This is a genomic window from Acinetobacter sp. YH12151 (assembly GCF_013418355.1).
In the GTDB taxonomy this organism is placed as follows: domain Bacteria; phylum Pseudomonadota; class Gammaproteobacteria; order Pseudomonadales; family Moraxellaceae; genus Acinetobacter; species Acinetobacter pseudolwoffii.
In genome coordinates, this window is sequence record NZ_VPCG01000007.1 from 53,786 (window position 1) to 77,028 (window position 23,243).

Here is a 23,243-nt window from a genome sequence, read left to right on the forward strand (position 1 = left end):
GTTAAATTTTGTAAATATTCATGAAGATCAGTCAGATTAATAGTTTTTGTATAAACATCACCGCATTGGCGTACTTCATGCTTAAATTTCGCTTATGATGCAGACAAATTTAAAACAACAATGGTTCAACTATGACACATCTACACACTACAGCGCCGGTTCTGGTCACCGGTGCATCGGGTTATATTGCCAGCTGGGTCATCCAGAAATTACTCACGCAAGGCTATACCGTACATGCCACGGTACGCGATCTGAATAAAACTAAAAGCTTTACTCACCTAGAAAAAATTGCTGACAGTAGTGCGGGAACTCTCAAGTTATTTCAGGCCAATCTATTAAGTCCAGGCTCTTTTGATCAGGCCATGCAAGGTTGTGAAATTGTTTTTCATATGGCCTCGCCTTTTGTGGTGACCAATTATAAAGATGCGGTCAAAGACATTATTGAACCTGCGGTTTTAGGCACTGAAAATGTCCTGAATAGTGTCAACCATACCGAATCCGTAAAACGCGTGATCGTCACGTCGAGTATTGCTTCCACTTATGGCGATGCGGTTGATATTCTGCAAACTGAAAATAACAGTTTTGATGAATCACACTGGAATAGCACCAGTTCGGCCACACATCAGCCTTATCCTTATTCCAAAGTCATGGCAGAGCGCAAAGCCTGGGAGATGGCAGAAGCACAGGATCGCTGGAAGCTGGTCTGTATTAATCCAGCGCTGGTCTTTGGTCAATCCTTAACCCCCAACACCCAGTCTGGCAGTGTCGAGGTCTTGCAGCAATTCGCCAATGGCATGACGCTACTCGGTGTTCCACCCATGTGGAATGGTGTGGTCGATGTGCAGGATGTCGCTGAAGCACATCTCCGTGCTGCATTTAAACCGGAAGCACATGGGCGTTATATTATTTGTAGTGAAAGCCTGAGCCTGCTGGAAATGGGTCAGATTTTACGAGAAAATTTTGGCAATAAGTTCCCCTTCCCGCGCAATCAGTTGCCAAAAGCGGCCTTTAAACTGTTTGGGCCATTGGCAGGCTTTAGCTCTAAGTTTGTGGAACTGAATATGGGTTATCCAATTTTCTTTAATGCCCAGAAAAGTAAAGATGAGCTCGGCATTGAGTATCGTCCGGTACAAGAAAGTCTGGTCGAACATTTCCAGCAATTACTCGATGATGGCGTAGTCAAAAAATATATTCCTTAATCGTACTAGCTCAAACCTGATCTGACAGTTACCGATTTTTTTTATTGTATCTGTCAGATTAAATTTGAGCGACTACACCGACTTATGCGCCCACAAGCTCACTATTCCTGCCTAAAAACAAGCTAAGCAGAAGTCCAACGCGCATTTTTCCACGCTTGCTGTTGCTTTGCATCTAGGAAAGTCCAAGCCACAAAACGACTCTCTTTTTGCCCCTGCGTCATTTTAATGGTTTTTAAATCCACTGCACCGCACTTACGCAAGGTATTTAACAGCATAGGCAATGTGGTTTTCTTAGAAACCAGTGTACTAAACCAAAGACATTGCTCAGCAAATTGTGTGCTCTCTTGTACCATCTGGCAAACAAAGCGTTCTTCTCCACCGTCACACCACAGCTCGTTCTTTTGTCCGCCAAAGTTTAACACCACTTTAGACCGATCAACCGGTTTGCCAAGTTTGCGTAATTTTTGCGTTGCTGTGGCATTTGCTTCATCTTGCGAAGCATGAAATGGTGGGTTACACAGGGTCAAATCAAAACGATCTGAAGGTTTAATCACGCCTTTGAAAATATTGCTCGGTGTCTTTTGCAATCGAATCTGAATCCCCTTTTTGAGATTTGGATTTGCCTCCACAATAAATTGAGCACTTTTAACCGATGCAGGATGAATGTCTGAGCCAACAAATTTCCAACCATAACTACGATGACCAATAATCGGATAAATACAGTTCGCGCCCACCCCAATATCTAATACGTGAACGGCGTGTCCTATTGGAATCTGACCTTTATTGCTATCACTCAACAAGTCCGCCAAATAGTGAATATAGTCGGCTCTACCCGGAATAGGTGGACAAAGATAATCTTGAGGAATATCCCAATATTGAATACTATAAAAATGCTTGAGCAATGCTTTATTGAGCATTTTCACAGCTTGAGGATCAGAAAAGTTGACTGAAAGATCGTTATATTGATTCGGGCTGACAAAAGGCGCAAGTTCCGGACAACTCTTGATTAACTGAGGAAAATCGTAACGACTGCGATGCAGATTTCGTGCATGTAATTGCGATTTTTGTTGCAGAAAAGATTTCTTTGCTTGAGCCATGTGTATGTCAATCATCAACGGGAGAACAGAATCAATAAGGCAGGATCTATACCTGCGAATGAATCGATATTGTACGTGAATTCAACTCACATTGCCGAACCCGTCCTTGTATTTGTCTATCCTCCCCCCTCTCATTCACCTATAGTTTTGAACTAGCAATAAAAAAGACACCTCAAGACTCATCATCCTTAGTGTCTTTTTTATTTAAGTCATTGTTTAGAACTGATTAGTCTTCGATTTGCCCATGCTCTTTCATCAGGGCAATGAACTGTTCCTCATTGATGACCGTTACACCCAGCTTTTCTGCCTTGTCCAGTTTAGAACCGGCTTTTTCACCGGCTACCACGCATTTGGTTTTACTGGATACACTGCCGCTGACTCGCGCACCCAGTGCCTGAAGTAATTGAGTCGCTTCATCGCGCCCCATACTGCTTAAGGTTCCGGTCACGACCCAACTTTCGCCATTGAGTGGCTGACGGGTCGGTGCAACTGGCGCATCCCAGTGAATGCCTGCTGCCAGTAAACGATCCAGAACTTCCAGATTATGCGGCGCCTGAAAGAAATCAATAATCCATTCTGCGGTAATATCCCCTACATCTGGCGTTTTTTTGAGTGCTTCGATATCCGCGATACGTAATGCATCCAAGGTCTGGAAATTATTGGCCAGCATGCGCGCTGTAGTTTCACCCACGCCACGAATACCGAGGGCATAAATAAAAGCGGCCAGTGTGGTTTTCTTACTGTTCTCAATAGAATCTATTAAATTCTGAACAGATTTTTCACCCATTTTTTCAATCTGTAGTAGCTGCTCACGATGTTCATGCAGGTGATAAATATCCGAGACATCTTTCAGCAGATTTAGATGCAGCAAAGATTCTGCCCAGCGATCACCCAGACCCTCAATATCCATGGCTTTACGTGAAACAAAGTGACGAATCGCCTCAATACGCTGCGCTGCACAATACAGCCCACCCGAACAACGTGCCAAGGCTTCGCCTTCCGGCATCACCACCGGTGAATCACAGACTGGACATTGCTCAGGTAAATGCACTTCAACGGCATCCACCGGGCGGAATTCCGGCCAGACTTTTTCCACTTTAGGAATTACATCGCCACTACGATAGACACTGACGGTATCACCAATCCGTACATCGAGACGGTGAATTTCGCCAATATTATGCAAGGTCACATTAGAAACAGTTACGCCGCCGACCGCGACCGGATTCAAACGTGCTACCGGCGTTAATGTACCAGTACGTCCCACCTGCCAGTTAATATTTTCAACCGTGGTCAAGGCTGCAACTGCCGGAAATTTATAGGCGGTGGCCCAGCGCGGCTCCCGACTCAGAAAACCAAGTTGCTGCTGCTGTTTCAGGTCATTGACTTTAATCACCATGCCATCAATTTCTACACTGAGGCTGGCACGTTCCTGAATAATCTGTTCATAGACTTTTTGCACGTCCTGGATACTGTCACAGATAAAGTGACGCTCGCCAACCGCAAAACCGAACTGATGTAACCATTCCAGACTGGCAGACATTGTGCCTTGCCCATGATGCGGTACGCATTGTGCAATTCCATAAGCATAAAAAGCCAGTGGCCGTAATGCGGCAATATTCGGATCCAGCTGACGCAAACTGCCTGCCGCCGCATTACGTGGATTGGCAAAGGTCTTTTCACCTTTAACTGCATTGGCTGCATTCAGTTTTTCAAAGCCGGATTTCGGCATCAACACTTCGCCGCGTACTTCTAACAAATCGGGAATGATGCCATTCACTGGTGATAAAAGTTTCGGCAGATTGCGAATGGTTCGGACATTCTGGGTAATGTCTTCACCGGTTTCCCCATCACCACGGGTCACACCACGGGTCAAGACACCATGCTCATACCACAGGGAAATGGCCAGCCCGTCAAATTTCAGTTCAACATCATATTCAATTTTTTGATTCGGCAAACGCTCTTCAATACGGCGGGCAAAAGCAAACAGGTCGTCCTGATGAAAGACATTGCCTAATGACAGCATCGGAACAGCATGCGTAACGGTGACAAATTTTGAAAGTGCTTGCCCACCGACTTTATCGGTCGGGCTATCGGACTGGATCAGATCGGGATATTGTTGTTCTAGGGCTTTAAGCTGATGAAAGAGCTGATCATATTCACTGTCTTCAATGCTCGGTTGATCCATCACATAATAAGCATGGTTATGCTTGGCAAGCAGTTGAATCAGTTGACGCATTTGCGCAATGACAGTGGCATCTTGGGTCATAATTTCACCATAAAAAAGGGCGGAAAATCCGCCCTGTAGAATATTCAGCTTTTGGCTATTATAAAAATTGCAGTCTCCAGATTCAACTTGGAGATTAAACAAAACCGCTTAAACTTCTGTCGGTTGACCGGCACGATAATCAATGGCTTGATGGCGCCAGAATTCACGTAATTGTGGGGTAAGTTCCTGCTGGTTCTGATCATAGACCAGACCATCGACTTCACGGGCAATCAGACGTGAAATACTGTCCATGGTATCAAAGGCATTTTGTACATCGCTATGCGGTAAAGCCAGGAAGAAAGCCAGACCTTTGACTTCCTGAGTCGACAATGTTTCCAGATCAAAGCCTTCCATACCCGTATCGGTCATTTGCAGTACCGAAAATAGCAGTTTTGAATCATCTTCACTATAACGGTGGAAACAGGCCAGTTCGCCATAACGCAGACCATATTTGAGTAAAACTTTCAGGGTCTTATCGCCTGAAAGTACACGGCCTTGCGGATAGATATGCAGAGAAATAATGGTTTCAGCACTGGATAACGCACTTTCTTCATCCACTATTTTTTGCTCATGCAAATGGGCATCCAGAATACTGCTTTCATCATTAAATTCAGAAATTTCTGCTTTTTCAATGTTGCTGTTCAGACTAAATTCGGTAGCTGTATCTTTATTTTCAGGCTGGTTATTTTCCGGTTCTACTTCGGCCGGTTTTTGCTCCAGTGATGTTTCGGCTGGTTCTGTAGTTGCAGAGCTTGCCACCACTTCAGCTTCGGTCATTGGACTCGGCTCGACTGCTGCAGCTGTCTCAAGCACTGCTGGCTCAACCAAGGTCGGTTCAGGCTTGCGAAATGCCGAAGGTTTTTCAGGAGCCTTTTCTTCTACGCTCAGGCTCGGCTCTATACGTTGTGCCGGATCTGCGTTCTGCTTTGCCAGTTGCGATCGTACATGCCGAGGAATGACAGGGGTCTGGCTATCCGGATCGATATGCAGGTTAGCATCCAGTGAAGGGACTGCCTCTACAGGTTTTTTGAGCAGCATTCTGATGCCCAACAGCATGATGATAATTGCAATAACAATCCCGATAATGGTGGTGATTTCCATATTATACCTCCGCAGCTAAGCCGTATTCTTTTGCCTGTTCCAAATTTACTGTCACTAATTTTGAGGTTCCCGGTTCAGGCATGGTTACACCTAAAAGATCAGTCGCCATCATCATTGCAAGTTTGTTATGGGTAATATAAATAAATTGCACGTGTTCAGAAAGCTCTTTGACTAAATTACAAAAACGTCCCACATTGGCATCATCTAGCGGTGCATCGACTTCATCGAGTACACAAAAAGGTGCCGGATTTAAGCGAAAAATCGCGAATACCAGTGCCAATGCAGTTAAAGCCTTCTCCCCACCGGAGAGTAATGCCAAGGAGCTATTACGTTTACCCGGTGGTCGGGCCATCAGTTTTACACCCGATTGCCATCCATCTTCAAGACTTAAACTCGCCTCGCCCCCTTCAAATACTTTCGGGAACAGGTTTTGCAGTTCGGCATTGACTTGATCAAAAGTGTGCATAAACAGTTTGCGGGTTTCCTGATCAATACTTTTCATCGCAGCTTGTAGCTGTTCCACAGTATTTTCCAGATCCTGCATCTGGTGGCTCAGTTCCTCATAGCGTTTCGAGACTTCTTCATATTCTTCAGAAGCCGCCAGATTCACTGCACCGAGCTTATCGAACTGCGCCTGAGCTTTTTCCAGTTTCGCCTGATGGGTTTTGACATCAATAGTTAAACCGCTGATGACTTCATGATTCAGTTCTTTTAATTGTTCTGAATAATGCTGCAAATCAGATTTGGCTGCCTGCCAGGCCAGACGTTTGGCTTCCAGTGCTGTACGCAGTTTTTCATCCTGCTGCTGGAAACTGTGACGCTGTTCAGTTAATTGCTGCTGTTTGCTCTGCACCTGATTTAATTCGATCTGCCAGTCGGCCCAGGTTTTTTGCAGCTTTTCAGTGATCTGCGCCTGTTCATTAAACTGGCTCTGTAAAGCAGGCAATTCTAGCTGTACCGGATCGACAAATTTCTTGGCTTGCTCGATTTGTAGATTAATTTGTTGATACTGTTCTATTAAAAATACCTGATCTTTTTCCAGCAATTCAATCTGCTGCTGACTCTGTACGCTTTGACGGCGCAGCAGTTCCAGTTCCTGCTGCGCTTGCTGGCTAAGCTGCTGCGAGTCATCTAACTGAGTGCTCAATGCTTCCAGCTGGAATTGCAGGGTTTTATAATTTGGTAGCGCTTGTTCCAGCTTAATATTCAGAGCATGCAGATCAATTTCCAGATCGTCTTTCTGCATGGCATCTTCTTCTAGCTGCTCATCGAGTTGTTGCAGCTGATGCTGTAATTGCTGCTTATGTAATGCGAAAGCCTGAGCACTACTTTGAACTTTGGCAATATTGACATCGAGTTGTTGCAGTTGCTTTTGTGTGTGCTTGTACTGCTCACTGATCGTTTGAATCTGGGTTTTTAACTCCTTCATCCGAAGATTCAGTTCAGGCAGTTGCTCTTCAGCCTGACTAAGTTGGGTATTCAGTGCTGATAACTGAAGCTCGATTTCCTCCAGACGGATACGATGACTCAATGCGCCCTGAGCGGCTTGGCTCGATTCATCATAATCCAGCGCAATCACCCAATCAGGCCCAACCTGATAGCCATCCAGACTGAGTAGGGTCTGACCTTGCAAAAGCCCAGTTTGAAGTTTCAAGGCTTGCGCTAATGAATCTACAACTGCAACCTGCTGCCACAGTGAATACTGTGGAGATTCAATCCAGTCGGCCAGACACACCGTATTGGCAATCTGAATTTCATCTTGCACAGTATATGGCTTTAACTGACGCGCCCGATCTTCAAGAAAGTTTTCACCCTCTGCCAGAATCTGGGCAGACAGCCATTTTGCCAGAAACTTTTCGATCAGCTTTGCATGGTCTTTGCCTGCATCGTTGAGCTTAAGTACATGCATTAGCTGTAGTGCATCGGCCTTGGCATGTGGATTGGCTTTGGTCAGCAATTGACTGAGGTTTTTCTGTTCTGAATGCAGCACCTGAATTTCAGATTTTAACTGCATCAAGCACTGCTGCTGTTCTGCCTGCTCGGTCTGAACTTGAGCCAATTGATCTTGCAATACAGTGCGTTGCGCTTCACATGTGAATAGCTGCTGTTCGATCTCAGTCTTGTCTTGTTGATATTGCTCTAGCTCATCTTGTTGCGCTTGATGCTGAATCTGTATGCTCTGTTGCTGTACGGTCTGTTTTTGCTGTTCAATCCGCTCAATATTCTTGGCTAGTTGTTCACTTTGAGCCAACATTTGTAATTTACGCTGCTGCTGCTGTTCGACCTGAGTTTTGATTTGGGCAAATTGTGCCGCGACTGTTGTATGTTGTGATTTGAGATCAGCCAGATTTTGGCTCTGCGCCTGATTCTGGCCATCTTGCTGCTGCAATTGTGCTTGCTGATCTTCAGCTTGCTGCTGCAAGGTATCGAGTTGCAGTTCAATCAATTGCAAACGCTCTTTGGTCTGAGCTTTTTGCTGTTCCAGCTTGACCAGACTGGTGGAATTTTGCTCGAGCAAAGACTGTTTTTGCTGCAAGGTCATTTCCAGTTCGGCCAGTTTTTTCTCGGCCTGTTGCCATTCACTTTGCAAAGGTGTCGATTGCTGAATCAGACGCTGAAACAGTTCACTGGTACGACCTAAATCATGTTCAACCGTAGTCAGCTCGGAACGCACCAGCTTAAAATTATCTCCGAGAGTATTCATCTCCACGGTATATTCTTCTTGCAAGCGCTGGCTTTGTTCACACTGGAAAGACAGGATTTCAATCTTGATGCTGCGAATCTGTGCTTCCAGTTGCTTATATTGAATCGCGCTTTCAGCCTGACGTTTCAGGGTTTTTAACTGAGATTTCAGTTCAGAGGCAATATCTTCCAGACGCGACAGGTTTTGCGTGGTGTGATCCAGATGCAGCATGGTTTCACGGCGCCGTGCCTGATAACGCGAAACCCCGGCAGCTTCTTCAATATAGACCCGCATTTCATCCGGTTTGGCATCGACCAGACGGTTAATCATGCCCTGTTCAATAATCGCGTAAGAACGTGGCCCCAGACCGGTGCCCAGAAAAATATCGGTAATGTCACGACGCCGGCATTTACTGCCATTCAAGAAATATTCAGACTTGCCATCGCGGTTGACCTGACGGCGGACTGCCAGTTCATTATAGGCATTATAAGCGCCGCCCAGTTTGCCATAGGTATTGTCAAAGCGCAGTTCCACACTGGCCATGCCCACCGGTTTACGCTTGGCAGTTCCGGTAAAAATCACGTCCTGCATGCTGCCACCACGCAGCTGGCGCGCACTGGACTCACCCATGACCCAGCGTATGGCATCAATGACGTTAGATTTACCACACCCGTTCGGTCCCACGACTGCAGTACGATTATCTTTAAAATGTAAAGTGGTACTGTCGGCAAAAGATTTAAAGCCTGAAAGTTTTAAACTGCTTAAACGCATAATGTCCTGATTTAACGTCGTGAGCGTCTGGCCCACGCGAGTTCAATTTGTTTCATCCGTGTCAGAGATTCCAACACAAGGTTGCGTAAGTGTCGACAAAAATCTTCCATAAATAAAGCGGCCTGATGGGTTTTTCGTATCAGAATTGCTTCAGTGACCAGTTTAAATAAGTCGAAAGATTCCTGTAACTCGCGTCTGGAAATATTCAGGGTCAGGAAATAGCTACGCCGCAAGCAAGGTAACAGTTCCTGATAGTAGCGCATCAGATAGGGATTTCCGACCATCTCATGTTGCTGGGCCATGCCCTGAAAGATCAGATCATAAAACTTTTCTGTATGTCCTTGGCGAGTTTCTGCTTCTAATTGTTCTAATAATAGCTGAATGCGCTCGGCTTCATGACTCCGCCAGGTTTCAGCCATACGATGCACCATCTGCCCCAGCAATAAAGAGGTAATATCAAATAAGGCCCGCACCTGCAAGGCTGACATTTCCGAGACAATGGCACCGCGACGCGGATAAATTTCAATCAGCTGGGTGCGTTCCAGCAACAGCAGGGCTTCACGAACTGACCCTCGACTGACATCCAGCTCCGAGGCAATCCTGAGTTCCTGTATACGTTCGCCTTCGACCAATTCGCCGCGAATAATCTGTTCGCTAATGTGTTTGGCAATCTGCTCAGACAAACTGTGTGCTTGTTCTAATGGCATACCGTTCCTGTCTTTATTTTTATGGATACTGGTTCAGCCCATGATTTGGGCTATATTGCTATTAGACAGAATTTTTTCGATGAATACTGTGACATTGTCAGACAATCTTGTGTCTCTACAGCCAACTCAAGTTCATAAAAAAGGAGAATAGTGAACCATTCTCCTTAGGTGATACATCAGTTCAACCTAAAAAATTAAATCAGGCCATAAAACCTTGATAAATAAAATACAGGCCGACGGTGGTCAGTAAAGCCGCAAAACATTTTTTCAGTACCGCAGGTGAAAGTAAATGTGCCACTTTTGCACCGAGTTTGGCGGTAAAAAAACTCATCATACTGATGCCAATAAAGGCATAAATATGGATATAGCCAATCGTATTTGGTACTGTGATCTGGGCCTGTTGACCAAACCAGATAAAGCCTAGTGCGCCTGCCACGGCAATCGGCAATCCACAAGCCGCAGAGGTCGCCACGGCTTTTTGCATCACGATGCCACAGCGATTCAAAAACGGGACTGTCAGACTACCGCCACCAATCCCAAAGATCGCCGATGCCACACCAATCCCACCGCCCGCAGCGAGTTGTACCGGGGTTGAAGGCAATTTTTTATTCGGATCGACCTGAACATTGGCGCCTTTAAACATTCTAAACGCCACCCAGACTGCAAAGAACCCGATCAACAGCTGCAAGCCTTGACCAGATAAATAGTCAGCAATCCCTGCGCCCAGGAAGGAACCAATAATCAAGCCGGGTGCCAGATTACGAAATACCGACCACAACACGGCACCTCTTTGATGATGCGCCATGACAGAACTGATCGAGGTGACAATAATGGTAGCCAGAGAAGTCCCCACCGCCATGTGCATAATCACGCTGGGATCGTACTGGAGCTGGGTAAAAACAATGTACAGAATCGGCACAATAATCAAACCACCACCAACCCCAAACAGGCCAGCGGTAAATCCTGCAATTGCACCAATCAATAAATATATGATTAACTCCATAACGATATTTACCACGTTTAGATTCAAATGGATGTAGAAACTCGTGAACTGCAACAACGATTAAGCGATGCAGGCCAGCTTCCGGAAGTATTGCTCATCAAACCGATTACCACATCGACCAATGACGATGTGCGGGAATTGGCAACCAAGGGGGTACAGCAGGTTCTGGTCTGCAGCCATGTGCAGACCCAAGGCCGTGGACAGCGCCAGCGTCAGTGGATTTCACCTGAAGGGAATATCTATTTAAGCACATTGCTGCATACACAAAAACCCATCGATGGCCGTTTGGCTCTGGAAATTGCGTTAAATATCCTGCAAATGCCCAGTCTACAAGGGCTGGACTTGCAAGTAAAATGGCCGAATGACCTGTATAGCGTCAAAGGCAAATGGGGCGGCATTCTGGTGGAACCGATTTCACCTACGCAGGTGGTGGTCGGGGTCGGGATCAACCTCAGCCCAATGTCTGCTGAGGTTCCCGAGCAGCAAGTGACCTCATTGAATGAGTTGGGCCTGCATCCGGGTTCACGCATTCAGCTGATTGCAGAACTGTATCTGGCGATTCAGCAAGCCGGACAATGGTTTAGTTATGGCAGCCAGAATCTGTCTGGTCGTTTCAATCGACATGCCGCTTTTATCCAAGAGAGGGTTGAATTTACCGATCTGCAAGGGCAATATTCAGGAAAATTTCTGGGTATTCAGGATGATGGCGCGGTTAAAATCGTGACTGAAACAGGTGTCCACATCTTTTACCAAGGTCAATTACGGCTCAAAAATAATCCTTGAACAGGCATAATCCATGAAGAAACTATGGCTAGATATTGGAAATACCCGACTCAAATACTGGATTACCGAACAAGATCAGATCATTGAACATGCAGCGGAATTACATTTACAATCCCCTGCCGATTTGTTACTTGGCCTGATCCAGCACTTTAAAACGCTGGATCTGGATCAGGTCGGATTGTCTTCGGTTCAGGACAAAACCAATAATGAGCGCATTCTCAGTATATTAGATGGTCTGCATATTCCAGTGATTTTTGCTCAGGTGCAGGCCCAATATGCTGGCCTGATTTGTGGCTATGATGAACCGGCACAACTGGGGATTGACCGCTGGCTACAGGTACTTGCTGTCGCGACCCAGCCTCATGAGAATTATTGTGTGATTAGTTGTGGTACAGCGCTGACCATTGACCTGATTCAAGGACAACAACATTTAGGCGGTTTTATTCTGCCAAATTTATATTTACAACGTGATGCACTGATTCAGAATACCAAAGGTATTAAAATTCCGGATGCCGCATTTTCTGAGCTCAATCCCGGACGCAATACCATCGATGCAGTACATCATGGCATTCTGCTCGGTCTGCTCAGCACCATTGAAAAAGTGCTGCATGATTTTCCGGCACAGCTGGTACTAACCGGTGGAGATGCTCCACTGTTTGCCCAACATCTTGAGCCGTATCAGCCGAGGATTGAACCTGATCTTCTGCTTAAAGGTTTGCAGCATTTTGCGGCTCATTTGCCAGACACAGTTTCATGATTTCGAGCAATTGAGGAAATTCGGTAAATCCATCACATTTGTTAAAATGTCCGGCTTTTTTAATCTCAAAAATTTGAGCATTTAAGCTGTGGGCCAGGCGCAGGGAAACCGGTGCAGGTACAAAAGGATCATTACTGGAGATCAGCATGACCGCGCGTTTATAGCTATACGGCAGGTTGTTCAGATCCAGTCGTGTCGCCTGCAGCATTTTATTCAGTTCCGACCAGGCCACCAGCGGTGTATCGAAAGCTGAAACCAGAATGACCCCGCCGGTCTTGCGGTGCTGCTGGAGATAATGTTGCTGTAAAAAACTTAAAACACTGAGTCCACTCAGGCCATGGGCAACTAAAAACGTATGCTCATCCAGATGTGGAATATGCAGTTTCAGATTTTGCTGCCATTCTTCTAGGTCAGGCTGAAAAGGATTGGCCAGCATAATCCGTTTTGAATCAACACCGACATTTTTGAGTTGGCGACTCAGCCACGGATACCAATGGTCATTTGAGGTGGCCTGATAATCAGGCACGATATAGACTTTGTTGATTATATTTTTCATCGTGTTTTACTTATTATAATTGAGCACAAAGTGCTTTGACAAAAACTACTATTAAACAGTCTGAAGATGAAATTCAAGTAACTTTTTGCATCCCATCTCAGACTCAATTTACAAATTGAACGAATCCAACAACCTGCTTAAGATTCAGCTTTAATCAGATAAGGCTCAATCACTTTCCAGAGTTCTGGCAGATCGGTACAGCCTTCTGAATCGATAAAATGTCCCTGATGCTTGGCACTCACCACAATCGCATCCAGACTGTCTGCCTGTTCCAGGCTAAATTCAGGCTCCACCCGATCATCGCCTTCAGAATAAATCACCACCCGTTCTGCCACCTGCTGTTTAAGCAGATCAAAATCGATCTCAGCGGCATCAATAAATGGGTTTACTTCATCTAAACGACCCAAGCGGCCATTAAATCCTGCGATCAATACCAATTGCTGAATCTTTTGCTGTTTTAATTCTCTGGATAAGTAATGCAATACAGCCACAGTTCCCAGGCTATGCCCGATAAAAATACTGTCTTCATCAATCCCCTCAATCTGCTCACGCATTTGCTGGTCCCACACCTCCAGCTTGGGTGTGGTCGATGGGTCAAGTCGCAGTACTTTTAAGCTGACATTTTCCTGTTGGGCTTTTTCCTGAATCCATGGAAACCAGTTTTCTTCAGGGCTTGCAGTATAACCATGGACGATGATCACTTGAGCCATTTTAAATTTCTCTTTGTTTTGTGCTGATGTTCCTGAGTCTGCCTGATTGGATTTTTATTTTGGGTAAGTAAATGTTGTTTTGTTTAAACCGGTTTTCTGATTGATACATAATAAAAAAGGCGCATTTCGCGCCTTTTTTAAATCAGAATCTTATTTCTTGTCATTGCCGCCGAACAGTGGACCCATGCCACCGCCGCCGCCAAACTGTTTCTGCAAACCACCGAGTGATTTCATCATTTTTGCCATACCTGACGGATTGGCAAATTTCTTCATCATCTTGGCCATTTGCGCATGTTGTTTAATCAACTTGTTGACTTCCGCCACTTCCATACCACAACCTGCTGCGATACGTTTTTTACGGCTTGGGTTCATCAAGTCTGGATTACGGCGCTCTTTGATGGTCATCGACTGGATAATCGCTTCCATTTTCTTGACCTGCTTTTCAGGATTGGCCTGGGCCAACGCATCTTGCAGACCGGCATTGCTCATGCCAGGAAGTTTGTCCAAGAAGCCCATCATGCCGCCCATCTTGTTCATCTGCTCAAACTGCATCAGCATATCTTCAAAGTTGAAGCTGCCGCCTTTTTGCAGTTTTTTCGCCATTTTTTCGGCTTTTTCTTTGTCGACCTTGCGCTCAAGTTCTTCGACCAAAGAAAGGACGTCACCCATACCCAAAATACGCTGCGCGATACGTTCAGGATGGAATGGCTCCAAGGCATCAAGCTTTTCGCCCATACCCAAGAATTTGATTGGCTTACCGGTAATGGCACGCACAGACAGTGCCGCACCACCGCGTGCATCACCATCGGTTTTGGTCAGGATCACACCGGTTAAAGGCAAGGCATCGTTGAATGCTTTGGCAGTATTTGCTGCATCCTGACCGGTCATGGCATCGACCACGAACAGGGTTTCAGTCGGGTTAATCGCTGCATGCAGCTCTTTGATTTCACCCATCATGTCATCATCGATATGCAAACGACCTGCCGTATCGACAATCAGCACATCAGCAAACTGGATTTTTGCCTGTTCAATTGCACGTTTTGCAATATCAATTGGGCGTTCATCTGCGTGAGATTCTAAGAAAATCGCACCTACTTCGCCTGCAACCGTTTGTAGCTGTTTGATCGCTGCTGGACGGTATACGTCAGCAGATACCATCGCGACTTTTTTCTTTTGACGTTCTTGTAAGAAGCGTGCAAGTTTCGCTGCGGTTGTTGTTTTACCCGCACCTTGTAGACCTGCCAGCAGGACAACAACAGGTGGTTTTGCAGCGAGGTCGAGGCTTTCATTGGCCTCGCCCATCATTTTGGTCAATTCGTCATGAACGATTTTGACAAAAGCCTGCCCAGGAGATAACTGAGTCATCACTTCCTGGCCCAATGCTTCTTCCTTAACTTTCGCGATGAATTCACGAGTTACAGGTAACGCAACATCGGCCTCAAGAAGCGCCATACGCACTTCACGTAACGTATCTTTAATATTGTCTTCGGTTAGCTGCCCTGAGCCAGTAACATTTCTTAAACTCTGCGTGAGTCGTTCTGTTAAGGTATCAAACATTGCAAAATCCGCTTAAAATAGCCATGAGCAAAAAATTGTTTCTTAAAATAGAAAATTTATGCATAGAATGCTATAGGATACTGTAGTTCGCAGCGAATTTATATAAATGAATATTCATCACCCTTAAAAAGGTTTGACATGGTTAGCCTCCCCTTGGTTTATACGATCTTAGCATTAGTCGCTTATACCGCTTCCTTCTGGTATCTGTTCATTCATTTAATGTCTAAACGTGCTCCTAATCAATGGTTTGTCTCGCTAACTGCACTGCTTGGACTGGGCCTGCATGCGCTGGTCTTATATGGTGATATGCACACCCCGCTGGGCATCAATTATGATGTCTTTGCCCTGTTTTCCTTTACTTCGGGCTTGATGCTGTTACTCAGTATTATTTACAGTACATATCGTCCAATTATCGCCTTGAATCTGATTGGTATTCCGGTGGCTGCCACGGGTCTAATTCTCGGCTTTGTCTTTACCCAGCCGGCTAAAATCATTAGCCAAAATTCTCTGGGCCTGGACATTCATATTATTTTGTCTTTGTCTGCCTATGCCGTATTGCTGATGGCGACCATTCAGGCCGTGATCTTGCGACTTCAGGATCGCGAGCTGAAAAAGAAGCAAAAACGCCGGGTTTGGGTCAGTTTATTACCCTCTTATCAGGACATGGAATCACTGCTGTTTGACATGCTGATGACCGGTTTTGTTTTACTTACCCTCGCTCTGGGCTTTGGCTTTTTTACCATCGACAATTTCTTTGCTCAGCATCTGGCACATAAAACTGCATTCAGTATTATTTCCTGGCTGGTTTACGGTTCACTATTAATCGGACACTGGAAGTTTGGCTGGCGTGGCCAGAAAGCCGTGCGCTTTACCCTGCTCGGTTTTGGCTTGCTGGCACTGGGTTTTATTGGATCTAAATTTGTGCTGGAAATGATTCTAGGGCGATAATTCTGAGCCTTGAAATATTCAATTCATTGTTCAATAAACAGGCTTTAGCTTGAATATTCTTTAAACGGTGATACGCCCCGCACGCACCGACAATGGCCAGCGAATCACTCTAGGCAATTCTGGATCTTCCCATTCTGGCAATAAGGCATCTGCCAGTACATTCAGTGGATTATGTCCGAGTGCTTGAGTTGCTGCTTTCACGGCTGACCAGGTACTCATATAAACAATCAGCTGATAAAAATTCCACTCCACCTCAAGCATAAGTGGTGAAATTGAAATTTCCTGAAATGGAAATGGTAGATTTTTATATCCTTCATCTACATGGCGACCATTCAGGCCGTGATCTTGCGGCTTCAGGATCGTGAGCTCAAAAAGAAGCAAAAACGCCGGGTCTGGGTCAGTTTATTACCTTCTTATCAGGACATGGAATCATTGCTCTTTGATATGCTGATGACCGGTTTTGTTTTACTTACGCTCGCTTTAAGCTTTGGCTTTTTCACCATCGATAATTTCTTCGCCCAACATCTGGCACATAAAACTGCGTTCAGTATTATTTCCTGGCTGGTTTACGGTTCACTATTAATCGGACACTGGAAGTTTGGCTGGCGTGGCCAGAAAGCCGTGCGCTTTACACTTTTAGGTTTTGGTCTGCTGGCACTGGGTTTTATTGGTTCTAAATTCGTGCTGGAAATGATTTTGGTACGTTAACATACGCTAACCTAAAGCCCACACTACGTTTGAGTGCCGTCATCAAAATGTCATATTCAAAAATTATGGTTAAAGTGCATTAAAAATACACCAAGGATCATGATGATAAAATTACTTTCAGGTTTAGCACTACTTTGTTTATCCAGCGCAAGTTTCGCAGATTATCACTGTCACGGTAGCATTAAAGATCGCACGATTGATGACAATGTCAGTATCAGCCAAAACTGTCAGATTGATAATGCCACCATTAAAGGCAATGTCATGTTGTATCAGGGTGCTCAAGCAGTAATTTCAAATACTGCGATTGATGGCAATCTGGAATCGAAAGGACGTTTTAGCTCGGTTCTGGCACAACATAATCGGATTGACGGCAATATCCAGCTAGAAGGCGGTCAGACGATTCAGCTCACTGCCAATCAGGTAGAGGGTGACATCCAGCTGAAAAAGAATACCCAAAAAATTACTGTAAATGACAATGTGGTTGACGGTAATTTGCAATGCGAATCCAACCGCATTCAACCGATCGGTGGCAATAACCGGGTCAATGGTGACAAAGAAGGTCAATGTCGCCGTTTATAATTTTTATAAATGAAATAAAAAACTTGGCTGATACAATCATCAGCCAAGTGCTAAATTAATGATTCTTTTTAATTTGATATTCCGCATCAAAGGCCTGATAGTTCAGGCGATCTGCTGAATCTTCAGACAACGGTTCAACTTCCTGCATCGAGGACAAGCAGCGCTCTGTCAGCTGAATATATTCCTGCGTCCCTTTGCTTTTCCAGGAAATTTCTTTGGCATCCAGAGGACGAATGACCCGCGCCGGACTACCGAGCACCAGTGAATTTTCCGGAATTTGAGCTTTGGCTTTAACCGTGCTATTAGCACCGATAATGGTATTTTCACCAATTTCGGCTTCATCCAGAATCACGCTGTTCATGCCGACCAGTACATTTTTTCGAATGATACAACCATGTAAAATCGCGCCATGTCCGATATGGCCATATTCTTCGACTAGCGTGACGCTACCGGGAAAGCCATGAATGGTACAGGAATCCTGAACATTGGCATTTTTCTGGATATGAATCCCGCCAAAGTCGGCTCTTAAAGTAGCAAAAGGCCCGATATATACACCTTCTTCAATCACCACATCCCCGATCAGAACGGCTTGCGGATGCACATAAGCACGAGGGCTGACCACAGGAATCACACCATCGATAGCATAACACGGCATTATTTTATTCCTTTAAAAATGCAGAATTAGATTAGCTGACGGCTTCCAATCGCAAACCGCCAAAGCGTTTATAAAATTGTGGATGTACCGGCGGCATCGAACCTTCCGAAGTTCGGGCGATCTCCATAAAGAACTCATCACCTGCCGCAACCACGGTTTGATATAAATTACTGCTCAGATTACGGGCATTCAGGGAAAGCCAGTTGGATGGCAATAATTCAAAAGGCAGATTCGGATCTTTTAATAAAATCCGGCGGAATTGATGAATCAGCAAAATTCGCAACTGAAAAGCCTGAACCGAATCCAGTTCATCTTCCTGTTCCACCAGATGAAAGAATTCCCGGAAATCCGCAATGAATTTTTCATAACGCTGATGCAGTTCCTGCACCGGCCAATTGGTGGCCACCATGCGTTTCACGGTTGGATAGGATTCCTGCCAAAGTTGCAAGGTTTCAGCTTTGAACACCACCACCTGATCGGTCATTTTCAGATTCAGCAGCAGGTTTTGCAGTTTCTGATGATCACAGCCCGGATAGGCCATGACATTGGTGGCGATATTGGCAAAGCCCAGCCATTCCAGTTCTTTTTTCAGAATCAGTTTATTGTCCAGTTCCACTGAACTGAGCAGCACCAGATCCCATTTCTGATCCCATTCCTGATGGCTAAAACTGTAAATCTTTTGGTCAGCCATAATAAAACGCTGGCGGCTGCTTTCGGTGACACGGTAATAACTGGTGCGGCCAATTTTCTCCGAGAACAGCCAGCCATTTTGTACCAGACGAAATACAGCAGTTCTTACTGAACGTTCATTAAAGCCGAAGACATCCATGAGCTGGATCAGGCTGGCCAGACTGATAATGCCACCGCGATGAAAAATACAGTCACCGAAGATGGTCATGATTAATGAGGTTCCGCTGAGTGCTTCATTTTGAATAAAGTCATCAATGATTTGTTTTAATTTCGGATTCATTACGCTTAACTTTACCTTGTAGAAACTGGATGATAGACCATTTAGTCATCATCCAGTAGGACTTCATGCAGACTTGCGGATATCGAAAACGCGCTGTGCCTTGCCTTCAGAACGTGGCAGACTGCCTTCTGGCAAAACTTCGACACTGACACTGATACCAACCATGGTTTTAATCTGGCTTTTTAGCTGAGTTGCCAGCTGGTGCGCCATAATATCACTGCTATCTTTACGCATTTCGGTACGGATATGCAATGTATCCAGATGTCCCTGTTTGCAAATCTGGATTTGGTAGTTCGGAATCAGTTGCTGGATCTGTAAAATCTGCTCTTCAATCTGCGATGGGAAGACATTGACACCACGGATAATCATCATGTCATCACTACGGCCCACAATCTTGTCCATACGGCGCATGGTACGTGCCGTGCCTGGCAATAAACGGGTCAGATCGCGGGTACGGTAACGGATTACCGGCATGCCTTCTTTGGTAATAGTGGTAAATACCAGTTCACCTAGCTCACCGTCTGCCAGCACTTCGCCAGTTTCAGGATGAATGATTTCAGGATAAAAATGATCTTCCCAAATGGTTGGGCCATCTTTGGATTCGAGACATTCCATTGCAACACCTGGCCCCATCACTTCAGACAGACCATAAATATCCAGCGCATCAATGCCTAGACGCTCTTCAATTTCCTTACGCATTTCATTGGTCCATGGTTCTGCACCAAATACACCGGTTTTAATCGAACAGTTTTTGGCTGTGCCAAATTTCTTCTCAAGCGCTTCAATAATATTCAGGCAGTAAGATGGTGTAACCATCAATGCTGTCGGTTTAAAGTCATGGATTAGTTGCGCCTGTTTATCGGTTTGTCCGCCAGACATTGGGATCACGGTTGCACCCAAACGCTCAACGCCATAATGCGCACCTAGACCACCAGTAAACAGGCCATAACCATAAGACACCTGAATGATATCTTTACTGCTCAAGCCGGCTGCGCGTAATGAACGTGCCACCACGTCTGACCAGACATTAATATCATTCTGGGTATAACCGACCACGGTCGGCTGACCGGTGGTGCCAGAAGAGGCGTGCACACGTACAATCTGTTCCTGTGGTACAGCGAACATGCCAAACGGATAGTTATCGCGTAAATCCTGTTTGGTGGTAAACGGGAATTTGGCCAGGTCTTCCAGAGAATTAAAATCATCCGGATGCACACCCGCATCATCAAATTTCTTTTTATAAACAGGGCTATTCTGATAGGCATGCTGCAGGGTCTTTTTCATCCGCTGTAGCTGGACACTGCGTAACTCATCAACCGATACTTTTTCAATTTTTTCCATTGCATTGTTATTCATATTCTTACTCCTGACGCAGTCTTCCTGACCACGGTTTAATTCATTGATTGAATGATGTGTTTAATCCATATTTTCTAAAACCAGTGCAACACCTTGACCGACACCGACACACATGGTGCACAGTGCATATTTTCCTTGACGGCGTTTCAGTTCATGCATAGCGGTAATCACCAGACGGGTACCACTCATACCCAGTGGATGACCCAAAGCGATAGCACCGCCATTCGGGTTGATTCTGGAATCATCGTCTTGCAAGCCAAGTTCACGAATCACGGCCAGCGACTGTGCTGCGAATGCTTCATTCAGCTCAATCACATCCATCTGTTCCAGACTCAGGCCAGTCTGTTTCAGCACTTTATGTACTGCTGGCACCGGGCCAATACCCATATATTTAGCTTCAACACCGGCGCTGGCCATCCCGATCACTTTGGCTTTCGGGCTCAAACCATACTGCTCGGCAAACTGCTGATTGCCCAGCAATACGCAAGCTGCACCGTCATTGACACCCGAAGCATTGCCGGCAGTGACTGAACCGCCTTCTTTACGAAATGGGGTTTTTAAGGCTGCCAGATTGTCCAGCGTCGTCTCTACACGCGGGTGCTCATCTTGGGAAATAGTGAGGGTGGTTTTCTTCGGACCTTTGACCTCTACCGGCAGAATTTCTTCGGCAAAAATACCCTTCTGCTGCGCTACTGCAGTTTTCTGCTGGCTGTGATAGGCAAACAGATCCTGGTCTGCACGGCTGATCTGATATTTTTCAGCGACGTTTTCGGCCGTTTCCGGCATGCTGTCGACGCCAAACTGCGCTTTAAATTTTGGGTTGATAAAACGCCAGCCAATCGTCGTGTCATAAATTTCAGGGGTCCGGCTAAAGGCAGTCGTAGGTTTGGATTGCACAAAAGGCGCACGGCTCATGGATTCTACACCACCGGCCAGAATAAACTGTGCTTCACCCGATTTGATGGCACGTGCGGCAAGTCCAATCGCATCCAGACCTGAGGCACATAAACGGTTTACGGTGAGTGCTGGAACAGATTCAGGCAACCCTGCGAGTAAAGCAGCCATACGCGCCACGTTACGGTTATCTTCACCGGCCTGATTGGCACAGCCCAAGATCACTTCATCCAGTTCTGCCCATGGCAAGGTAGGATGCTGATCTTTCAAATATTGAATCGGTAGCGCTGCCAGATCATCGGCACGAATGCTGCTCAGTCCACCAGCATAGCGTCCGATCGGGGTGCGAATTCCATCAAAAATATAAACCTGTTCCATGATTCTTCCTTTTAGCCAGCCACGCGTAATGGGTGCTGCTGAGTTTCCTGTGCATGTCCCTGCACCGCTTTCTTTGCTAAATATATACTAGTTCTATAGCGATCTTCACCATAAATACGATACATATTTTCTAAAATTTGTAAAATTGTGTAATATCCGATTCTGTCTGCCCACTCAAATGGACCACAAGGATAATTCACACCATATTTCATAGCAGAATCAATATCTTGCTCTGATGCAATAGCATGCAATACTGCTTCACAGGCTTCATTCACCAACATGGCAATACTACGTATAACATAAAGACCTGGATGATCCTTAGACCAAATAGGTATCATATCCATACCTATAAGGAATAGCTCCACTGCCTGGCGCTGTTCTTCACTACAAGCGGGTGATGCAACTACCGGAATCGCTTGAGCATTGGCCCAATCTGCATGCCAGTCCATCAACACCACAGGCTCATGCTGATAAGCCAGTTCAACCGACTCGCCGAGCGATAATCGCAGGGAAAGATCACCAATCAGGATTTCATTCTGTTCTGCCGCCTGAAAACTCAGCTCTACATGAGAGGCCTGTTTTAAACGTTCAATCAGGGCTAAGGAATGTAGCCATTCACCTTTTACCGTGACTTTGAGCTTATTCAGCGACTTGGCATAACACACTGGCAATTCATATACAGGCGCAGGCTTGGACTGCGTGTAATCATAAAAACCCTGACCGGACTTGCGGCCATAACAGCCCGCATCGACCAGCTCTTTTTGAATCAAGGATGGGCGGTAGCGTGGCTCATAGAAAAACTCCTGATAGACACTTTGCGTGACCGAGAAATTTACATCCTGTCCAATCAGGTCTGTGAGTTCACACGGTCCCATGGCAAAATGGCCACATTCGCGCATGATGTAATCGAGCTGTTCCGGTGTGCTGGCATTTTCCTGTAAGGCGCGAAAGGCTTCGGCATAATACGGTCGTGCAACACGATTGACGATAAAACCGGGAGTCGATTTGGCCCGTACCGGAACTTTGTTCCAAGATGCCATCAGGGCAAATACTGCATCGGCCAGGACTGCTGAAGTTTTCAGTCCGCGGATAATCTCGACCAGCTTCATGACTGGTGCCGGATTAAAGAAATGCAGCCCAATCACCCGTTCCGGATTCGGAATCGCCGAGGCAATTGCAGTAATGGAAATCGAGGAAGTATTGGAAGCAAAAATTGTCTGTTCCGGGCAAATGGCAGCCAGTTGTTGAAACAGGTTTTGTTTCACTTCTTTCTTCTCGACAATGGCTTCAATAATCAAGCCCGCATCAGCAAGCTGCTGAATATCCTCTGCCACGATTAGATTGGCGAAGGTACTCTCCAGCAATTGCTGGGTCATTTTGCCATTCTGTACCCGCTTGCCAAGCTGCGCCTTTAAAGCAGTCAAGGCACTCTGAACTTTGCTGCGATCGAGGTCAAACACATAGGTCGGATGCCCGTGCATGGCGGCCAGTTGCGCAATGCCAATCCCCATGGTTCCAGCACCGACCACAGCAACTTTGACTTGCTCTAAATTGATCTGTTGCAT

Annotated in this window: 19 protein-coding genes and 2 pseudogenes; 6 read left to right on the forward strand and 15 right to left on the reverse strand. The window is 45.7% G+C overall.

Annotated features, from left to right (window positions below; all coding sequences use genetic code 11):
* Positions 1–131 precede the first annotated feature (131 nt).
* Positions 132–1,199 (forward strand): aldehyde reductase, encoded by a 1,068-nt coding sequence (locus tag FTU82_RS04160; protein ID WP_005172411.1) that lies wholly within the window; start codon positions 132–134, stop codon positions 1,197–1,199.
* A 122-nt stretch (positions 1,200–1,321) separates the two neighbouring features.
* Here the strand turns inward: FTU82_RS04160 and rlmF are convergent, their stop codons facing one another.
* From rlmF to FTU82_RS04190, 6 genes are all read right to left on the reverse strand, one after another.
* Positions 1,322–2,296, reverse strand: coding sequence for a 23S rRNA (adenine(1618)-N(6))-methyltransferase RlmF (rlmF, locus tag FTU82_RS04165; RefSeq protein WP_100357348.1), 975 nt, complete (start codon positions 2,294–2,296; stop codon positions 1,322–1,324).
* Between the two features lie 226 nt (positions 2,297–2,522).
* Positions 2,523–4,562, reverse strand: coding sequence for an NAD-dependent DNA ligase LigA (ligA, locus tag FTU82_RS04170; protein WP_180101044.1), 2,040 nt, complete (start codon positions 4,560–4,562; stop codon positions 2,523–2,525).
* Positions 4,563–4,670: 108 nt separating this feature from the next.
* Positions 4,671–5,663 carry a cell division protein ZipA C-terminal FtsZ-binding domain-containing protein gene (locus FTU82_RS04175; protein ID WP_180101045.1) on the reverse strand — a complete coding sequence of 331 codons (993 nt, stop codon included), beginning with the start codon at positions 5,661–5,663 and terminating at the stop codon, positions 4,671–4,673.
* Position 5,664: 1 nt separating this feature from the next.
* Positions 5,665–9,117 carry a chromosome segregation protein SMC gene (gene smc, locus FTU82_RS04180; protein ID WP_180101057.1) on the reverse strand — a complete coding sequence of 1,151 codons (3,453 nt, stop codon included), beginning with the start codon at positions 9,115–9,117 and terminating at the stop codon, positions 5,665–5,667.
* 11 nt (positions 9,118–9,128) lie between these two features.
* Complete coding sequence (locus tag FTU82_RS04185; protein ID WP_005095938.1) at positions 9,129–9,824, reverse strand: GntR family transcriptional regulator; 696 nt, start codon at positions 9,822–9,824, stop codon at positions 9,129–9,131.
* Between the two features lie 199 nt (positions 9,825–10,023).
* Positions 10,024–10,827 (reverse strand): sulfite exporter TauE/SafE family protein, encoded by an 804-nt coding sequence (locus FTU82_RS04190; protein WP_100357359.1) that lies wholly within the window; start codon positions 10,825–10,827, stop codon positions 10,024–10,026.
* A 27-nt stretch (positions 10,828–10,854) separates the two neighbouring features.
* Here FTU82_RS04190 and FTU82_RS04195 point away from each other — a divergent pair, with 27 nt between their 5' ends.
* A complete protein-coding gene (locus FTU82_RS04195; protein ID WP_074384114.1) occupies positions 10,855–11,610 on the forward strand; it encodes a biotin--[acetyl-CoA-carboxylase] ligase in 756 nt (251 codons plus the stop codon).
* Between the two features lie 13 nt (positions 11,611–11,623).
* Positions 11,624–12,367, forward strand: coding sequence for a type III pantothenate kinase (locus FTU82_RS04200; RefSeq protein ID WP_100355527.1), 744 nt, complete (start codon positions 11,624–11,626; stop codon positions 12,365–12,367).
* Here FTU82_RS04200 and FTU82_RS04205 read toward each other — a convergent pair.
* The 3 genes from FTU82_RS04205 to ffh form a co-directional block, all read right to left on the reverse strand.
* The gene (locus FTU82_RS04205) at positions 12,318–12,923 is read right to left on the reverse strand and encodes an alpha/beta hydrolase (protein WP_005172434.1); all 606 of its coding nucleotides are present in this window, start codon (positions 12,921–12,923) and stop codon (positions 12,318–12,320) included. The genes FTU82_RS04200 and FTU82_RS04205 overlap by 50 nt on opposite strands.
* 137 nt (positions 12,924–13,060) lie before the next feature.
* Positions 13,061–13,633, reverse strand: a complete 573-nt coding sequence (locus FTU82_RS04210) for an alpha/beta hydrolase (protein ID WP_005095930.1) — start codon at positions 13,631–13,633, stop codon at positions 13,061–13,063.
* Positions 13,634–13,783: 150 nt separating this feature from the next.
* Positions 13,784–15,190 (reverse strand): signal recognition particle protein, encoded by a 1,407-nt coding sequence (gene ffh / locus FTU82_RS04215; RefSeq protein ID WP_100355530.1) that lies wholly within the window; start codon positions 15,188–15,190, stop codon positions 13,784–13,786.
* A gap of 138 nt (positions 15,191–15,328) precedes the next feature.
* Here ffh and FTU82_RS04220 point away from each other — a divergent pair, with 138 nt between their 5' ends.
* Positions 15,329–16,138, forward strand: coding sequence for an inner membrane protein YpjD (locus FTU82_RS04220; RefSeq protein ID WP_180085839.1), 810 nt, complete (start codon positions 15,329–15,331; stop codon positions 16,136–16,138).
* A 60-nt stretch (positions 16,139–16,198) separates the two neighbouring features.
* Here the strand turns inward: FTU82_RS04220 and FTU82_RS04225 are convergent.
* Positions 16,199–16,465 (reverse strand): annotated as a pseudogene (locus FTU82_RS04225) (class I SAM-dependent methyltransferase); the annotation flags it as partial.
* On the opposite strand from FTU82_RS04225, the pseudogene FTU82_RS04230 reads away from it, so the two are divergent.
* Both FTU82_RS04230 and FTU82_RS04235 read left to right on the forward strand, forming a co-directional pair.
* Positions 16,454–16,846, forward strand: a pseudogene (locus tag FTU82_RS04230) (inner membrane protein YpjD); the annotation flags it as partial. The pseudogenes FTU82_RS04225 and FTU82_RS04230 sit on opposite strands and share 12 nt — an antisense overlap.
* Positions 16,847–16,948: 102 nt before the next feature.
* Complete coding sequence (locus FTU82_RS04235) at positions 16,949–17,425, forward strand: hypothetical protein (RefSeq protein WP_005095921.1); 477 nt, start codon at positions 16,949–16,951, stop codon at positions 17,423–17,425.
* Positions 17,426–17,480: 55 nt separating this feature from the next.
* On the opposite strand, the gene FTU82_RS04240 is transcribed toward FTU82_RS04235, so the two are convergent.
* From FTU82_RS04240 to FTU82_RS04260, 5 genes are all read right to left on the reverse strand, one after another.
* On the reverse strand, positions 17,481–18,080 hold the full coding sequence (locus FTU82_RS04240) for a DapH/DapD/GlmU-related protein (protein ID WP_180076402.1): 600 nt from the start codon (positions 18,078–18,080) through the stop codon (positions 17,481–17,483).
* A 31-nt stretch (positions 18,081–18,111) separates the two neighbouring features.
* Positions 18,112–19,050 (reverse strand): PaaX family transcriptional regulator C-terminal domain-containing protein, encoded by a 939-nt coding sequence (locus FTU82_RS04245; protein WP_180101046.1) that lies wholly within the window; start codon positions 19,048–19,050, stop codon positions 18,112–18,114.
* A 63-nt stretch (positions 19,051–19,113) separates the two neighbouring features.
* Positions 19,114–20,406: a phenylacetate--CoA ligase PaaK gene (paaK, locus tag FTU82_RS04250; RefSeq protein WP_180101047.1), complete on the reverse strand. Its 1,293-nt coding sequence runs from the start codon at positions 20,404–20,406 to the stop codon at positions 19,114–19,116.
* Between the two features lie 60 nt (positions 20,407–20,466).
* The gene (gene pcaF, locus FTU82_RS04255) at positions 20,467–21,678 is read right to left on the reverse strand and encodes a 3-oxoadipyl-CoA thiolase (RefSeq protein WP_100534719.1); all 1,212 of its coding nucleotides are present in this window, start codon (positions 21,676–21,678) and stop codon (positions 20,467–20,469) included.
* 11 nt (positions 21,679–21,689) lie between these two features.
* Positions 21,690–23,243: a 3-hydroxyacyl-CoA dehydrogenase gene (locus FTU82_RS04260; RefSeq protein ID WP_180101048.1), complete on the reverse strand. Its 1,554-nt coding sequence runs from the start codon at positions 23,241–23,243 to the stop codon at positions 21,690–21,692.

Excerpts from the sequence above, each read along its gene's own strand:
- FTU82_RS04240 (WP_180076402.1), bottom strand. The coding sequence starts at position 18,080 with ATGCCGTGTTATGCTATCGATGGTGTGATTCCTGTGGTCAGCCCTCGT.
- FTU82_RS04235 (WP_005095921.1), top strand. The coding sequence starts at position 16,949 with ATGATAAAATTACTTTCAGGTTTAGCACTACTTTGTTTATCCAGCGCA.
- ligA (WP_180101044.1), bottom strand. The coding sequence starts at position 4,562 with ATGACCCAAGATGCCACTGTCATTGCGCAAATGCGTCAACTGATTCAA.
- FTU82_RS04245 (WP_180101046.1), bottom strand. The coding sequence starts at position 19,050 with ATGAATCCGAAATTAAAACAAATCATTGATGACTTTATTCAAAATGAA.
- ffh (WP_100355530.1), bottom strand. The coding sequence starts at position 15,190 with ATGTTTGATACCTTAACAGAACGACTCACGCAGAGTTTAAGAAATGTT.
- FTU82_RS04205 (WP_005172434.1), bottom strand. The coding sequence starts at position 12,923 with ATGAAAAATATAATCAACAAAGTCTATATCGTGCCTGATTATCAGGCC.
- FTU82_RS04190 (WP_100357359.1), bottom strand. The coding sequence starts at position 10,827 with ATGGAGTTAATCATATATTTATTGATTGGTGCAATTGCAGGATTTACC.
- FTU82_RS04210 (WP_005095930.1), bottom strand. The coding sequence starts at position 13,633 with ATGGCTCAAGTGATCATCGTCCATGGTTATACTGCAAGCCCTGAAGAA.
- FTU82_RS04185 (WP_005095938.1), bottom strand. The coding sequence starts at position 9,824 with ATGCCATTAGAACAAGCACACAGTTTGTCTGAGCAGATTGCCAAACAC.
- FTU82_RS04160 (WP_005172411.1), top strand. The coding sequence starts at position 132 with ATGACACATCTACACACTACAGCGCCGGTTCTGGTCACCGGTGCATCG.
- FTU82_RS04200 (WP_100355527.1), top strand. The coding sequence starts at position 11,624 with ATGAAGAAACTATGGCTAGATATTGGAAATACCCGACTCAAATACTGG.
- FTU82_RS04175 (WP_180101045.1), bottom strand. The coding sequence starts at position 5,663 with ATGGAAATCACCACCATTATCGGGATTGTTATTGCAATTATCATCATG.
- smc (WP_180101057.1), bottom strand. The coding sequence starts at position 9,117 with ATGCGTTTAAGCAGTTTAAAACTTTCAGGCTTTAAATCTTTTGCCGAC.
- FTU82_RS04220 (WP_180085839.1), top strand. The coding sequence starts at position 15,329 with ATGGTTAGCCTCCCCTTGGTTTATACGATCTTAGCATTAGTCGCTTAT.
- paaK (WP_180101047.1), bottom strand. The coding sequence starts at position 20,406 with ATGAATAACAATGCAATGGAAAAAATTGAAAAAGTATCGGTTGATGAG.
- FTU82_RS04195 (WP_074384114.1), top strand. The coding sequence starts at position 10,855 with ATGGATGTAGAAACTCGTGAACTGCAACAACGATTAAGCGATGCAGGC.
- rlmF (WP_100357348.1), bottom strand. The coding sequence starts at position 2,296 with ATGGCTCAAGCAAAGAAATCTTTTCTGCAACAAAAATCGCAATTACAT.
- FTU82_RS04260 (WP_180101048.1), bottom strand. The coding sequence starts at position 23,243 with ATGCAACAGATCAATTTAGAGCAAGTCAAAGTTGCTGTGGTCGGTGCT.
- pcaF (WP_100534719.1), bottom strand. The coding sequence starts at position 21,678 with ATGGAACAGGTTTATATTTTTGATGGAATTCGCACCCCGATCGGACGC.